Source organism: Ornithinimicrobium sufpigmenti (assembly GCF_004322775.1).
In the GTDB taxonomy this organism is placed as follows: Bacteria; Actinomycetota; Actinomycetes; order Actinomycetales; family Dermatophilaceae; genus Ornithinicoccus; species Ornithinicoccus sufpigmenti.
In genome coordinates this window covers 2,813,219-2,827,358 of the sequence record NZ_CP036403.1, presented here as the reverse complement: position 1 = coordinate 2,827,358, position 14,140 = coordinate 2,813,219, and the positions used below count along the sequence as shown (strand labels likewise).

The 14,140-nt window shown below is 73.6% G+C and carries 15 protein-coding genes; 6 read left to right on the top strand and 9 right to left on the bottom strand.

Annotation, left to right across the window (positions count from 1 at the left end; translation table 11 throughout):
• Positions 1–19 precede the first annotated feature (19 nt).
• From ESZ52_RS12985 to ESZ52_RS12975, 3 genes are read left to right on the top strand one after another with little or no spacing between them, the layout of a single operon-like run.
• On the top strand, positions 20–427 hold the full coding sequence (locus ESZ52_RS12985; RefSeq protein WP_238154428.1) for a pilus assembly protein: 408 nt from the start codon (positions 20–22) through the stop codon (positions 425–427).
• Positions 424–915, top strand: a complete 492-nt coding sequence (locus ESZ52_RS12980; protein ID WP_131105298.1) for a pilus assembly protein TadG-related protein — start codon at positions 424–426, stop codon at positions 913–915. Before ESZ52_RS12985 ends, ESZ52_RS12980 begins: the two co-directional genes overlap by 4 nt.
• 30 nt (positions 916–945) lie before the next feature.
• The gene (locus tag ESZ52_RS12975) at positions 946–1,599 is read left to right on the top strand and encodes an HAD-IA family hydrolase (protein ID WP_238154427.1); all 654 of its coding nucleotides are present in this window, start codon (positions 946–948) and stop codon (positions 1,597–1,599) included.
• 17 nt (positions 1,600–1,616) lie between these two features.
• Here ESZ52_RS12975 and ESZ52_RS12970 read toward each other — a convergent pair whose 3' ends face one another.
• Entirely contained in the window at positions 1,617–2,309 is a 693-nt protein-coding gene (locus ESZ52_RS12970) for an arsenate-mycothiol transferase ArsC (RefSeq protein WP_131105297.1), read from the bottom strand.
• Positions 2,310–2,497: 188 nt separating this feature from the next.
• On the opposite strand from ESZ52_RS12970, the gene ESZ52_RS12965 reads away from it, so the two are divergent.
• Both ESZ52_RS12965 and prfB read left to right on the top strand, forming a co-directional pair.
• On the top strand, positions 2,498–4,012 hold the full coding sequence (locus tag ESZ52_RS12965; protein ID WP_131105296.1) for a nitronate monooxygenase: 1,515 nt from the start codon (positions 2,498–2,500) through the stop codon (positions 4,010–4,012).
• A gap of 76 nt (positions 4,013–4,088) precedes the next feature.
• On the top strand, positions 4,089–5,210 hold the full coding sequence (gene prfB / locus ESZ52_RS12960) for a peptide chain release factor 2 (protein ID WP_131105295.1): 1,122 nt from the start codon (positions 4,089–4,091) through the stop codon (positions 5,208–5,210).
• A gap of 73 nt (positions 5,211–5,283) precedes the next feature.
• Here prfB and ESZ52_RS12955 read toward each other — a convergent pair whose 3' ends face one another.
• The 8 genes from ESZ52_RS12955 to ESZ52_RS12920 are packed head-to-tail and all read right to left on the bottom strand — an operon-like array spanning position 5,284 to position 12,521.
• Positions 5,284–5,808, bottom strand: a complete 525-nt coding sequence (locus ESZ52_RS12955) for a Na+/H+ antiporter subunit E (RefSeq protein ID WP_131105294.1) — start codon at positions 5,806–5,808, stop codon at positions 5,284–5,286.
• Complete coding sequence (locus ESZ52_RS12950; RefSeq protein ID WP_131105293.1) at positions 5,805–7,616, bottom strand: complex I subunit 5 family protein; 1,812 nt, start codon at positions 7,614–7,616, stop codon at positions 5,805–5,807. The genes ESZ52_RS12955 and ESZ52_RS12950 overlap by 4 nt, the downstream gene beginning before the upstream one ends.
• Positions 7,613–9,133, bottom strand: a complete 1,521-nt coding sequence (locus tag ESZ52_RS12945) for a complex I subunit 5 family protein (RefSeq protein ID WP_131105292.1) — start codon at positions 9,131–9,133, stop codon at positions 7,613–7,615. Before ESZ52_RS12945 ends, ESZ52_RS12950 begins: the two co-directional genes overlap by 4 nt.
• Positions 9,130–10,605 carry a complex I subunit 5 family protein gene (locus tag ESZ52_RS12940; protein ID WP_131105291.1) on the bottom strand — a complete coding sequence of 492 codons (1,476 nt, stop codon included), beginning with the start codon at positions 10,603–10,605 and terminating at the stop codon, positions 9,130–9,132. The genes ESZ52_RS12945 and ESZ52_RS12940 overlap by 4 nt, the downstream gene beginning before the upstream one ends.
• Entirely contained in the window at positions 10,602–10,892 is a 291-nt protein-coding gene (locus tag ESZ52_RS19500; protein ID WP_131105290.1) for an NADH-quinone oxidoreductase subunit K, read from the bottom strand. The genes ESZ52_RS12940 and ESZ52_RS19500 overlap by 4 nt, the downstream gene beginning before the upstream one ends.
• Positions 10,889–11,881 (bottom strand): hydrogenase subunit MbhD domain-containing protein, encoded by a 993-nt coding sequence (locus tag ESZ52_RS19495; protein WP_131105289.1) that lies wholly within the window; start codon positions 11,879–11,881, stop codon positions 10,889–10,891. Before ESZ52_RS19495 ends, ESZ52_RS19500 begins: the two co-directional genes overlap by 4 nt.
• Entirely contained in the window at positions 11,878–12,261 is a 384-nt protein-coding gene (locus ESZ52_RS12925) for a cation:proton antiporter (RefSeq protein WP_131105288.1), read from the bottom strand. Before ESZ52_RS12925 ends, ESZ52_RS19495 begins: the two co-directional genes overlap by 4 nt.
• Positions 12,258–12,521 carry a hypothetical protein gene (locus ESZ52_RS12920; RefSeq protein ID WP_131105287.1) on the bottom strand — a complete coding sequence of 88 codons (264 nt, stop codon included), beginning with the start codon at positions 12,519–12,521 and terminating at the stop codon, positions 12,258–12,260. The genes ESZ52_RS12925 and ESZ52_RS12920 overlap by 4 nt, the downstream gene beginning before the upstream one ends.
• Before the next feature lie 103 nt (positions 12,522–12,624).
• On the opposite strand from ESZ52_RS12920, the gene ESZ52_RS12915 reads away from it, so the two are divergent.
• Positions 12,625–14,124, top strand: coding sequence for an aldehyde dehydrogenase family protein (locus ESZ52_RS12915; protein ID WP_131105286.1), 1,500 nt, complete (start codon positions 12,625–12,627; stop codon positions 14,122–14,124).
• Positions 14,125–14,140: the final 16 nt, after the last annotated feature.

Below are 14,140 nucleotides of genomic sequence, written 5' to 3'. Positions count from 1 at the left end.
CGGTGCGGACCGGGGCTCGATGACCGTCGAGGTGGCCTTCCTGCTCGTGCTGCTCGTCGTGCCGCTCTTCTATCTGGTCGGGACGCTGGGACGCCTGCAGGCCGGCGCGTACGCAGTCACGGCCGCCGCCCGCGAAGCGGGCCGCACCTTCGCGACGGCCGAGGACCTGGACTCCGCCACGGCCCGGGCGGACGCGGCAGCCAACCTCGCCCTGGGAGCCCACGGGTTCGCGCCGGAAGACGCTGCCGTGCACCTGGGCTGCGGGGCCGGCACCTGCCTGAGTCCCGGCAGCACCGTCATTGTCGACGCCGAGCTCGCGGTGCCGCTGCCGCTGGTGCCGGACTTCATGCGGTCGGCCGTCCCGACCACCATCACCCTCACCGCGCAGCACGTCGAGCCGGTGGACGCCTTCCGGGAGGGACGGTGAGCCACCCTCGCCCGAACCGCCCGCACGAAGAGGGCCGGGCGAGCCTCGACCCCGAGAGCGGGCAGATCAGCATCCTGCTCATCGGCATGCTGGCGGTCGCCCTGACCATCGTGCTCGCGATCGTGGCAGTGACGTCCGTCCAGCTCAGCCGGATCCACCTGCTGGACGCGGCGGACGCCGCCGCCCTCGACGCCAGCGATGCGCTGGTCGAAGAGCGCGCGTACGGCGAGGGGATCGGGGCCGGTGTCCCGCTCACCGACGCCTCCGTGCAGGAGGCGGCGGGCGCCTACCTGGCCGCGCGTCCGCTACCCGGCCGGGTGGCTGCATGGTCGCTCGGGCCCGGCAGCGGAAGCCCGGACGGCCGCACCGCGGTCGTGGTGCTGACCGGACAGGCCCAGATCCCGGTCGTCAGCCCCGTGCTCAGCGCCTTCGGGGGAGGGGTCAGCATCACCGTCACCTCCAGCGCGCGCTCCGACCTGCAGCCCTGATCGCGGCGTGCCCCCTGCGACGATGGGGGCGTGCGAGACATCTGGGGTGAGACCTTCGACGCGGTCCTCTTCGACAACGACGGCACCCTCATCGACTCCAGCGGCCCGGTGCTGCGCAGCTGGACGGCCTGGGCACGGCACCACGGCATCCCGGCCGCCGCGTTCGGCAATGTGCACGGCATGCCGAGCCGCCAGGTCGTGCAGCTCGTCGCCCCGCACCTGGATGTGGACGAGGCGACGGCACACATCGACCGGATCGAGCTCGGAGACGTGGACGGGGTCCGGGCCCTGCCGGGTGCGGCCCAGGCCCTGAGCGCGACGAGCCACCGGTCCGCGATCGTCACCTCGGCCGGCCGGGAGCTGCTGGGGCTGCGCCTGGCGCAGGCCGGGCTCTCGGCGCCGGCGGTGGTGGTCACCGCGGAGGACATCAGCCGGGGCAAGCCGGACCCCGAGCCCTACCTCACCGGCGCCCGGCTGCTGGGGGTCGACCCGGCCCGCTGCCTGGTGGTCGAGGACGCTCCGGCAGGGCTGCGGGCGGGCCGGGCCGCGGGTGCGGCGACGCTGGCGGTGACCACCACGGGCAGCGCCGAGGAGGTGTCGCCGTTCGCCGACGTGGTCGTGGCGGACCTGTCGCAGGTGCGGCTGACCGCGGACGCGGAGGGGATCCGGCTCAGCCGCCCCTGACCTGGCTTGACTGCCGGTCAGCTGGCGGCAGCGTGCGCCGGCTGGCGGCGGCCCTTCTCGCTGTCCGGGCCGGTCCCTTGCTCCTCGACCGGCACCTCCAGCTCGGCCAGGAGCTCGCGCACCCGGGTCTCCAGCTCCTCCGCGATGCGGCGAGCGGTGGGCAGGTCCTGGGCGTACGGGTCGTCCACGTCCCACCGCACGCTGCGCACGCCGAGCAGGTCGCAGTCCCGGACACCGATGAGCACCAGCACGTCGGCGGCGTCCAGCACGTCCTCCTGGACCTCGCCAGGCAGCGGGTTGCGCAGCTCGATGCCGCGCTCGGCCAGCACCGTCGGGGCGTGCGGGTTCAGTCGGCCGGTCGGTCGGATCCCGGCCGAGCGGGCCAGCACCCGGCCACCGGAGAGGTGCTCGGCCAGCGCGGCGGCGACCTGGGAACGGCCCTCACCGCGTTCGCAGACGAACAGGACCTTGGGCAGGGGGGAGAGGGCGCGGCCCTCGGCCCGGGCCAGGGAGAGCAGCTCGTCGCGGGCCCAGTGGTCCAGCAGCGCCGGCGCGAAGGTCGCAGGTCGCCCCGACGTCTCCAGCCGGGTCCGCCCCCGTGCCACGACACCGGCCACCTCCGCCGCGGTGAAGCCGTCACTGAACCGCTCGGTGAGATCCTCCAGCACACGGGCCATCGCGTGCTCGTACATCGGGCTGTGCAGCTCCATGGTCGCCTCCTCGCGCTCAGGTGAACACCTGGTTAACGAGAAGTGTACGTCGGGGGCGGCTGGCCGTCGCGCCGACGCGCTGACCTGCTCGATGCGACAGGAAGCCGAACCTACGGTAGCGTAACCTACGCAAGCGAAACCTACGTCTGCGTAGGTGTCTTCCCGACCAGGAGAGGTCCCCTCCCCTTATGGCCGCTGTCCCCACCGAGCACCTCCGTCTGCAGCACTCCTCGGAGCCGCCCCGACCACGCCCGACCATCATCCAGGGCGGGATGGGCGTCGCCGTCTCCGGCTGGCGGCTGGCCCGCCGGGTCGCCCGGGCCGGACATCTCGGGGTGGTCTCCGGCACGGCCATGGACGCAGTCCTGTCCCGGGTGCTGCAGGACGGTGACCCGGGTGGTCACTACCGCCGCGCGCTGGAGCACTTCCCGAGCCCGGAGATGGCCCGGTCCGTGCTCGACAAGTACTTCATCGACGGGGGGCGGGCTCCCGGCACGCCCTACAAGCCGATCCCCAAGCTGACCCTGGCCACCGCCCGCGCCGGTCAGGAGCTGGCGGTTGTGGCCAACTTCGCCGAGGTCTGGCTGGCCAAGGAGGGCCTGGCGGCCTTCGGCTCCGGCGGCGCCGTCGGCATCAACTGCCTGGAGAAGGTGCAGATGGCCACGCCCACCGCACTGCTGGGCGCGATGCTGGCCGACGTCGACTACGTACTCATGGGCGCCGGCATCCCCCGGGAGATCCCCGCCCTCCTGCGCGACCTCGCCGACGGCGGCATCGGCCGGATCAGCGCCGACGTCCTGGGCGGCAAGCTGCGCCGCCACATCGAGGTCGACCCCGTCGACCTGCTCGGCGACGACCTGCCCTCGCTGCGGCGACCCGACTTCCTCGCGATCGTCTCCGTCGACCAGCTGGCCACCTACCTGCACCGCGACCCCGACATCCGCCCCGACGGCTTCGTCGTCGAGCGGCCCCCGGCGGGCGGCCACTCCGCCCCGCCACGGGGCAAGATGCAGCTCGACGATGACGGTGAGCCCCTCTACGGCGCCCGCGACGAGGCCGACCTGGCCAAGATCGCCGCCCTGGGGCTGCCGTTCTGGCTGGCCGGGGCCTACTCCACCCCCGAGAAGGTCGCCGAGGCGCTCGCGGCCGGCGCCGTCGGGGTCCAGGTCGGGACGCTCTTCGCGCTGTGCCACGACTCCGGCCTGGCCGACGGCGAGCGCGGGCAGCTGCTGGACAAGCTGCGCACCGGCGAGCTCTCCGTGCGCAACGACCCGCGGGCCAGCCCCACCGGCTTCCCCTTCAAGGTCGCCACCCTGGAGGGCAGCGCCAGCCAGGTCGAGGTGTATGAGGCCCGCCCGCGCCTGTGCGACCTGTCCTACCTGCGCCAGCCCTACGAGCGCGAGGACGGCGAGATCGGCTACCGCTGCGCCTCGGAGCCGGTCCACATGTACCTCAAGAAGGGCGGCGCCCTGGAGGACACCGTGGGGCGCAAGTGCCTGTGCAACGGGCTCATGGCCAACATCGGCCTGGGTCAGGAACGCAAGGATGGCTACGTCGAGGACACCCTCGTCACCCTCGGCCAGGACCTCTCCGGCGCCACCGCGCTGATCGGCCGCCACCCCGAGGGTTGGACCGCCGTGCAGGCTCTGGGCTACCTGCTGGAGCAGGTGCCCGCCGTGCGCGGACTCGCCGCAGCCGTCTGAGCCACCCTGCCGTGATCGTCCGGGTCCCGGGGCGAGGCGACGGGGGAGGTCCCGCCCTGGCGTAGGCTTGATCCTCGTGGCAACCGACTTCGAGACCGAGATCAAGCAGCTCCGCGCGACCATGGCGTCGGTGCGGGAGGTGACCGACCTCGATCGGCTGCAGGCGCAGATGAGCGAGCTGGAGGCGCAGGCCTCGGCCCAGGACCTGTGGGACGACGTCGACAACGCCCAGCGGGTCACCTCCGCGCTGTCGCGGATCAAGGCCGAGCACGACAAGGTGATCGGCATGGACGTGCGCATCGACGACCTCGAGGCGCTGGTCGAGCTGGGCACCGAGGAGGGCGGCCCGGAGGGGGCCGACGTCCTGCAGGAGGCCGAGCGCGACCTGGCCAAGCTCAAGAAGGACGTCGCCCTGCTCGAGGTCCGCACCCTGCTCAACGGGGAGTATGACGAGCGGGACGCCGTCATCACCATCCGCGCCGGCGCCGGCGGGGTGGACGCCGCTGACTTCGCCGAGATGCTCATGCGGATGTACCTGCGCTGGGCCGAGCGCCACGGCTACCCCACCACGGTCCTGGACACCTCCTACGCCGAGGAGGCCGGGCTGAAGTCGGCCACCTTCGAGGTCAAGGCCCCCTACGCCTTCGGCACCCTCGGCATCGAGGCCGGCACCCACCGGCTGGTGCGGATCAGCCCGTTCGACAACCAGGGACGCCGGCAGACCAGCTTCGCCGCCGTCGAGGTGATCCCACTCATCGAGAGCACCGACTCCATCGAGATCCCCGAGTCAGACCTCAAGATCGACGTCTTCCGCTCCTCGGGCCCCGGCGGACAGTCGGTCAACACCACCGACTCCGCGGTCCGGATGACGCACATCCCGACCGGCACGGTCGTCTCGATGCAGAACGAGAAGTCACAGATCCAGAACCGCGCGGCCGCCCTGCGCGTGCTCCAGTCCCGCCTGCTGCTGCTGAAGAAGGCCGAGGAGGACGCCGCCCGCAAGGAGATGGCCGGCGACGTCAAGGCCAGCTGGGGCGAGCAGATGCGCTCCTACGTGCTGCACCCCTACCAGATGGTCAAGGACCTGCGCACCGGCCACGAGGTCGGCTCCACCTCCGCCGTCCTCGACGGGGAGATCGACGACTTCATCGACGCCGGCATCCGCTGGAAGCGCGGCCAGGAGCGGTCCGAGGCCTGACCCGCAGGCCTGACCGGGCTGGCGTCGCTCCTGCGCCCCGGGGCTGCCGCCCGTCCGGCGGGTATGCCGTCCCTCACGGCTGGTCGGTCAGGTCCAGGCCGGCCGCGCGGGCGATCCGCTCCTCCAGTGCCAGCCACTGGCGCTCCGGGTGCATCGCGGCGTCCAACGAGTGCAGCCACACCAGGTCGCCGTCGGTCCCGGAGACCACGGCGCCGGGCATCAGCCCGTACATGCCCACGGCCAGCTGACGGGCCGGCCCGGGTGGGAGGTGGAAGCGGGTGCGGCGCACCACGGGCGCGACGTCAGGCTCGCGGCGCAGCAGCCGCCGCGCCACGTCGACGCCACCGGCGACCACCTGCCTGGCGTACCACCCGACCAGGGCCAGCACCCCCCCGGTCCGGCCCGCCACCTGTCTCCAGCCCGTCGGGCGTGGGCCCAGCGCGAAGCCACCGGCGGGGACCAGCCACAGGCTGACCACCAGGGCGAGCGGCACCGCGGCCAGGCCGTACCCGGCATACCTGGCTCGGCCCTCGACCAGGACCCACCACAGGGCGGCGAGCACCAGCCCGCGCAGCAGCACGGCGACCACCCACCTCATCGGCCCACCACCTGGACCAGGACGACCAGGCCGAGCAGCGCCAGCACCAGCACACCGCTGCCACGGTAGGACTCCACGGACCGGGTCAACGAGCCCAGTGGTCCGGCGGCGCGGTCGCGCCAGCCGGTCCAGCCCGAGGACAGCCGCTCCAGACCCTGCTCGCGGGTGTTGCCCAGGCTGCCGCCGGCCCGACCCAGGCGCTGTCCCGCGAGCGTGACCACCCGCTCGGCCGGCACGACCAGGTCACCGGCAGGGATGGCTCGAAGGGCTCGGACGGCCTTGGCGTGCGCGCGCCAGCCCCGGCCCCCCGACCGGGCGCACCACCACACCAGCACGGCGGGCACCAGACCGAGCAGGATCGGCCACGTCGCGTCCCACAGGGTGACAGGGTCCAGCTGAGGCACCCCCGTGACCGGCACCCAGGACTCGGTCACCGCCCACGGGAGGACGAGGGAGGCCAGCACGATGACGAGCCAGGCCGGCAGCTCGGGGTCCGACTCGACCGGCAACGGGTCCGGCTCCGTGTGCAGCAGCAGCCAGGTGAAGCGCACCAGCAGCAGCGTCGACCCGGTCGCCACGAGGGGCAGCACCTGCACCAGGTCCAGCCCCCACAGGGCGGCGCCCTCCACAGCGGTCTTGGTGGCGTACTTGCCCAACGCCCCGGAGGTGAACGGTGCCCCCACCACCGCCAGGCTCGCGGCCGCGAGCCCGCCGACGACCACCCACCGGCTGCGGTTGGTCCGGTGGTGCTTCCACACCGGCACGCCCAGGAAGAGCGCCCCCTTGGCCAGGCCGTGGTGGACCGCGTAGACGACGGCGGAGGCCGTGGCCGCCGGGGCCAGCGCCGGCTGCACCAGGCTGACCCCCACGACGGCCGACAGGTAGCCCATCTGGCTCACCGTCGAGTAGGCCAGCACCACCTTCGGGTCGCGCTGCCCAACCCCCACGACCGCGGCCCCCAGCGCCCCGGCCAGCGCCAGCAGCACCACCACCATCCCCCAGGTGCGCAGCTCGACCTCGCCCAGCGGCAGGAAGCGCAGCCAGCCGATCAGCCCGGCCTTGACCATCGCGCCGGAGAGGACCGCGCTGGCCGCCGGCGGTGCCGCCGGGTGGGCCAGCGGCAGCCACAGGTGCAGCGGGACCAGGCCCGCCTTGACCCCGAACCCGACGACGAGCAGCCCGACGATGGCCGGGGTATGCGGTGAGGCCGCCACCGCCGCGGGCGCGTCGGCCAGGGCCATCCCGCCGGCACCGACGGTGAGGATGAGGGCACCGAGGACGGCGGCCTCGCTGACCACCGTGAGGGTCAGGTAGACCCGGGCCGCCCGGTGCGCCACGCCGGTGCGCTCGTGCAGGACCAGTCCGGCGGCAGCGAAGCTCATCACGGCGAAGGCGAGGTAGAAGGTCGCCGCGTCGGTGGCGGCATACACCCCCAGGTTGCCGACGAAGCTGACCAGCAGGAACGCCTCCAGCTCGGCCGCCCGTCGGGTGTGCCGCCAGCTCACCGCGGTGAGCGCCGAGCCGTAGAGCACCACGGCCACCAGCAGCAGCGACCGCCCAGCCGGGTCCAGCGCCACGGTGGTGCCGAGCATGAGCCAGGGCACCTCGACGGCGGCCACTCTCCCCTGGTCGTCCGGTGGCAGCAGGGTCAGCGCCAGGGCGGGCAGCAGCGCGAGCTGGGCCAGGCGGACCGACCAGCGGTGCAGCCAGGCGGACGCCCGTCCGCCGTCCGCCCGGGTGGTGAGCAGGACGGCGGCGCCCAGCAGGGGGAGCAGCACGACCGTCGCCCAGAGCAGGTGCAGGGTCATCGGGTGACCACCCGCTCGGCGATGACCTGGGCAGCGGCCAGGGGTGAGAAGGGGGCGGCGGCGAGCAGGCCGGCGGCCAGGGCGAGGCTGGCGGTCGTCACCGCGGGGACCAGCAGGGTCAGGGGGGCCTCGCCCCGGCCGTGGTGACCCTGACCGGCCAGGACAGGCTCGCCAGGCTCGCGGAACCACATGACGTAGATGACCGGCAGGAAGTAGAGCGCGTTGAGCAGCGCGCTCGACAGCAGCACCGCGACGACCCACGGCTGGTCGGCCTCGAGGGCGCCCAGCCCGAGGTACCACTTGGAGACGAAGCCGGCCACCGGTGGGATCCCCATCATGCCGAGGCCCGCGACCGTGAACGCGGTGGCGCTGACCGGCATCCGGCGGGCCATCCCGGCCAGCTGGCTCACCTTCGTCACCCCGAGGGCCTCGGCGAACAGCCCGGCGCAGAAGAACAGGGTGATCTTCATCAGCCCCTGGTGGACCAGGTGCACGATGCCGCCGGTGATCCCGGCGCTGGTGGCCAGCGCCAGACCGAGCGTGACGTAGGAGACCTGGCTGACGGTGGAGTAGGCCAGGCGGGCCTTGAGGTCGTCCTGCGCCAGTGCCCGCACCGACCCGTAGACCACGGTGCCGCAGGCCAGCACGAGCAGCGGCAGGAGCACGCCCAGGTCCTCGGCCACCCGGGGGCCGTAGACGTCCTCCAGCACCCGCGCGATGCCGAAGGCACCGGCCTTGACCACCGCCACCGCGTGCAGCAGCGCGCTGACCGGTGCCGGGGCGACCATCGCCCGGGGCAGCCATCCGTGCAGCGGCACCAGGGCGGCCTTTACCCCCAGACCCCCGATGAGCAGGACGAAGATCCAGGTGGCGGCCACGGGGTCGGCCTCCGCCAGCGCGGCCACCGCCGGCACGCCCCCCGCCCGGAACTCCACGGGGCCGACCATGGCGGTCAGCCAGACGATGCCGACCAGCAGCACGAGTCCGCCGGTCAGGGCGTAGATGAGGTAGAGCCGCGCGGCCTTGAGCGCGGCCACGGTGCCGTAGTGGGCCACCAGGGGGTAGGTGACCAGCGTGAGCATCTCGTAGAAGAGGAGGAAGGTCACCAGGTTGCCGGCGAAGGAGATGCCGACCGTCGCGGTGACGCACAGGCTGAAGAAGCCGAAGAACCGGCTGCGGTTGGGGCGCCCCTCCAGGTAGCCGATCGCGTAGACCGTGGTCACCAGCCACAGCACCGCCGACAGCGAGGCGAAGACCAGGGACAGGGTGTCGATCCGCAGCACCAGCTCCACCCCCGGCAGCAGCGGTGAGCGCCAGGCGGGCAGGTCCTCCTCCAGCACCACCGGCAGCAGCAGCGCCAGGAGCACCACCTTGGCGATCGCGGCGGTCAGGTTGACCGTGGTGCGGGCGACCTTGGCCCGCTCGGGCAGGAGGAAGATGATGACGCCGGCCAGCAGGGACAGGCCAAGGAGCACCAGCGGCAGGAGGTGCAGCGGTATGCCGAGCAGGTGGGTCACGGTGCGCCTCCCGCCGGCAGGCCGGTCACCGACAGCGTGGCGAGCCACTCGGCGTTGAGCCCGAGCAGGACGACCAGCAGCGCGAGCACCAGGGGCACGTGCCGCAGCCCGGGGGGCAGGGCGTGCAGGTCGACCGGTTCCACCTCGTGGGTGGTGTCCGAGGCGAGCAGGACGGTGGCTAACGGCCTGAGCAGGTAGGCGGCGGACAGCAGGGTGCCGGCGACCACGAGGACCACCACCCACCACTGGCCGGTCTGGACGGCACCGGTGAGGAGCAGCCACTTGCCGGAGAAGCCCAGGCTGATCGGCAGCCCCGCCAGGCTGATGGAGGCCAGCATCATCGCGGCCGTGGTCGAGCGCAGCTGTCGGGCGGCACCGACGATCTCGGCCAGCTGGTCGCTGCCGGCTGCGAGCTGCAGCGAGCCGGCGGCGAGGAACAGCGAGGCCTTGGCCAGGCCGTGGGCGAGGAGCAGCAGCAGGACGCCGCTCACCAGGGAGGCACGCAGGTCCGGGTCCTCCACGCCGAGGGTCACCGGGAAGAGGAGGAAGAGGTAGCCGATCTGGGCCACGGTGGAGTAGGCGACGATCCGTTTCAGCGAGCTCTGCACCAGGGCCAGCACGCCCCCGACCAGCACGGCCGCCGCGGCGGCGCAGGCCAGCAGGACGGCGACCGCCGGGTCCGGGCCGAGCACCTCGAACCACAGCCGGACCAGGACCACGAAGCCGGCCTTGACGACCAGCCCGGACAGCAATGGGCTGACCGCCGCCGGCGCCGAGGCGTGGGCGGGCGGCAGCCAGGCGTGCAGGGGCAGCAGCGCGCTCTTCAGGCCCAGTCCGACCACCGCCAGACCCATGGGCCACCGCGTGTCGGCCGTGGGGTCGGCCGCGATGACCGCCCCGGCCTGCGCCATGTCCAGGGTGCCGGTCATGCCGTAGATCGCGGCCACGGCCAGCAGGTAGAACATGGACCCGAGCACCGCCACGAGCAGGTAGCGGAGTGCCGGACCCCAGGACGCCCGGCCGCCGAGCGCGACCAGGCCCACCGCGGCCAGCGTGACCACCTCGAGCGCGACGTAGGTGTTGAACAGGTCGGCACCGACCAGCACCGCGGCCATCCCGGCCCACAGCAGCAAGGCCAGCGGCCAGAAGCCCCGGTGGTCGTCGTAGGTGGTGGTGCGGGCGGCGGCATACACGGCGGTGGCGGTGCCGACCACGGCGGTGAGCGCGAGCAGGACGGCGCTGAGGCCGTCGGCCCGCAGCGCGATGCCCAGCGGTGGGCTCCAGCCGGCCAGCTCGTGCCGGACCGGGCCGTCGACGGCGACGAGGACGGCCACCGCGACGGCCGGCAGGGCACTGAGCGCGGTGCCGACGAGGCCCACCACGGCCACCGCGTGGCCCCGTGCCAGCACGGACAGGCAGGCCAGCGTCAGCGGCACCAGGACGGTCGCGGGCAGCAGCAGGTCGGCGGTCACGACTCGTCCTGCCCTCTCTCCGGGTCGCTCTCCAGGCGGCGCGCGACGGCCAGGCCCACGCCGGTGACCGCCACGGTGATGACGATGCCGGTCAGCGCCAGCGCGTGGGGCACCGCGTCAGGGTCCGTGGTGCGCGCGGCCAGCGCCACCAGCGCCAGCAGGGCCCCGCTGCCGGCGATGTTGAGCGCCACCAGCCGGACGACCAGGTCAGGCGCGGTCAGCAGCCGCACCGTGCCGAGGGCGAACAGCGCCGCCCCCACGAGCAGGAACCAGCCCACCGCGCTCACTGCGGCGATCCCTGCCGCAGGGTGAGCGCGATCAGGGCGAGCGAGGCCCCGATCGCCACCGCGAGGACGGACTCCAGGACGATGATGACCGGGGTGGCCCAGGAGGGGTCGAGCTGCAGCCAGGCGCCTCCGAGCAGCGGCCCGACCGCCGCGACGAGCACGAACGCCAGCACGCCCGCCACGGCCACGACCCGGACCCGGGTGCTGCCCATGGGCAGCACCGGGCGGTGGGCTAGGTGCAGGAGGAGGACGAGCGCGGCCAGGACCGCGCCCGACTGGAAGGCTCCGCCCGGCCTGCTGGACCCGGCGAACAGCAGCCATGCAGCGAGCAGCACCAAGGCAGGCACCAGCAGTGCGGTGGCCCCGGTCTGCAGTGGCGGGACCGCCGGGACCGCCGGGACCGCCGTCGCGGCCGGCGTCGGGGCGGCGGGGGAGCTGGTCGCTCCCGTGATGCGCTCGGGTCGGCCCACCGCCAAGGCCGCCAGCACCGCGACGAGGAGGACGACGATCTCCAGAAAGGTGTCGTAGGAGCGCAGGTTGAGCAGCACCCCGGTGACGGCGTGCTCGACGCCTGTCTGCGGCAGGGCCTGCGTGACGGCCCCGGAGAGCCCCGCGGTGGCCCCCTCCAGCGGCGTCGCGGCCCGCCACAGGGCAGGTGCCAGCCCGAGGGTGAGCAGGGCCGCGGCGCCGACCGTGAAGAGGGCCGTCAGCCAGGGCCGGGGACCGGCGACGTCCCGGGGGGTCGGGGTGCGTGACCGGCTGACCGCCTCGATGAAGAGCACCCCGGTCACGCCAGCGCCGAGGGCGGCCTCAGCCAGGGCGACGTCCGGTGCACCGGCCAGGGCCCACAGGACCGAGAGCAGCACCCCGAAGATGAGGAAGGAGACGGCCGCGGCCAGGCGCCTGGGGACCAGCAGCGCGACCATGGCGACGGCGATCACCCCACAGCCCACGACCAGCTCGAGTGCGGTGACGTCGCGCAGGCTCATCGTGGGCCCTCCGCGGGGTCACCGGTGCGCTCGCGGTGACCGGCCCCCGCCTTCCCCCCGTGGCCGGTGCCGGTGCTCTCGCGGTCGCCGCCCTCCACCAGCCCGCGCGGCGGCGCACCCCGCGCCATCAGGTGGGCGATCGTCGCGGCCGAGACCAGGGCCAGGCCCCAGACGAGCAGCATCTTGGCGGCGACGCCGACCGAGCCGGCGTGGGGGAGTACGGCCAGCACGATGAGGCCCAGCCCGAGGGTGTCGGCCTTGGTCAGGGCGTGGATCCGGCTGTGCAGGTCACCCAGGCGCAGCAGGCCCAGCGTGCCCACGCTGACGAAGAACACCCCCGGGACGGCTAGCAGCAGCGTCCACCAGGCTGCCCAGGTCACGCCCTCGCCTCACGCTCGGCGCCCACCCTCGCGAGCACCGTGACCGTGGCCAGGGCGACCACCGCCAGGGCCGCGTCCAGTACGGCCGGGACCTCCGCCAGCACCGCGGTGACCAGCAGCACCGCTGCACCGGTGGTGCCGGCCAGCACGACCCCCAGCAGCCGGTCCCGCGCGGTGGGTCCACCCAGGACGCGGACCAGGCAGGCAAGCACGTTGAGGACCAGGACGACGAGGACGACGGTCAGGACGAGATCAGTCATGGCACAGAGGGCTGGTGCTGTCACCGGGGTCGGGGCTGCGTGCCTCTCCATGCTCCCACGGCAGGCCCTGCACCTCCCAGGTGGGCGAGGCAGCATGGCCCCTATGCCGTACGTCACCGACGAACCCCGCCACGCCGGACCGCTGCTCGCCGGGCTGGACCTGGAGAGGCTGCGGCACACCGTGCGCTCCGGGACGACCCTGGGCCTGGACCGCCGCCGTGAGCACCTGGCCGCCCTGCGGCGGTTGGTCGTCGAGCACGAGGACGAGATCAACGCGGCGGTCACCGCCGACGTCGGCAAGCCGGCACTCGAGGTGCGGCTCACCGAGACCTGGACGACCGTGCAGGAGATCGATCACCTGGTCGCGCACCTGGACCGGTGGACCGCCCCGCGCCCGGTGTCGGTGCCGGTGACCCTGCAGCCTGCCTCGGCCCGCATCCAGCTGCAGCCCAAGGGCGTCGTGCTGGTCATCGCGCCGTGGAACTACCCCGTGCAGCTGCTGCTCACCCCGCTGGCGGGGGCGCTCGCCGCGGGCAACACGGCCGTGCTGAAGCCGAGCGAGGTCACGCCGCGGGTGGCCGCTCTGCTCACCCGCCTGGTGCCCCAGCACCTGCCGCCCGAGGTGGTGCAGGTGGTGACGGGCGGGGTGCCGGAGACGACGGCGCTGCTCGAGCAGCGCTTCGACCACATCGTCTTCACCGGGTCCACCGAGGTCGGCAAGGTCGTCATGCGCGCGGCCGCCGAGCACCTGACACCGGTCACGCTCGAGCTCGGTGGCAAGTCACCGGCCTTCGTGGACGCCACGATGGACGCCGACGTCGTGGCTCGCCGCCTCGCCTGGGGCAAGTTCACCAACGCCGGCCAGACCTGTATCGCCCCCGACTACGTCCTGGTCACCCCCGAGGCGCGAGAGCCGCTGCTCACCGCCCTGGAGGAGGCGGTCCGCGCCTTTTTCGGCGCCGACCCGCGGACCAGCACCGACCTGGGCCGCATCGTCAACGGCCGGCACCACGACCGTCTGGTCGGGCTGCTCGACGGGCACGGCGGCGAGGTGGTGGTCGGCGGGGAACACGATGCGCAGGACCGTCACTATGTCGCGCCCACGGTGATCGCCGACCCGGACCCCTCCTCGCCGCTCATGCAGGAGGAGATCTTCGGCCCGATCCTGCCCGTGGTGACCGTCGCCGACGCCGAGGCAGGGGTCGAGTTCGTCCGTGCGCGGGAGCACCCGCTGGCCCTCTACGTCTTCTCCTCCGACGAGCAGGTGCGGCGCACCTTCGAGCAGCGCACCACCTCCGGAGGTATGACGATCGGCGCGCCCCTGCTGCACATCGTCGCCCCCGACCTGCCCTTCGGCGGGGTCGGTGCCTCCGGGATGGGTGCCTACCACGGCCGGGCTTCGGTCGAGGAGTTCAGCCACCACCGGTCCGTCCTGGTCAAACCGGGCACCCCGGACACGCTCGGCGTCGTCTACCCGCCCCACCCCGGCTGGAAGCGGGCTGCCATCACGCGGCTGATGGCGCCCCTGCGCCGGCCCGACCCGCTCGCCCCGGTCCGGGCGGCGGGTCGGGCGCTGCGCGGTCGTCGGCGCGGCAGCAGCTGACCCCTGGGTCCGCCGA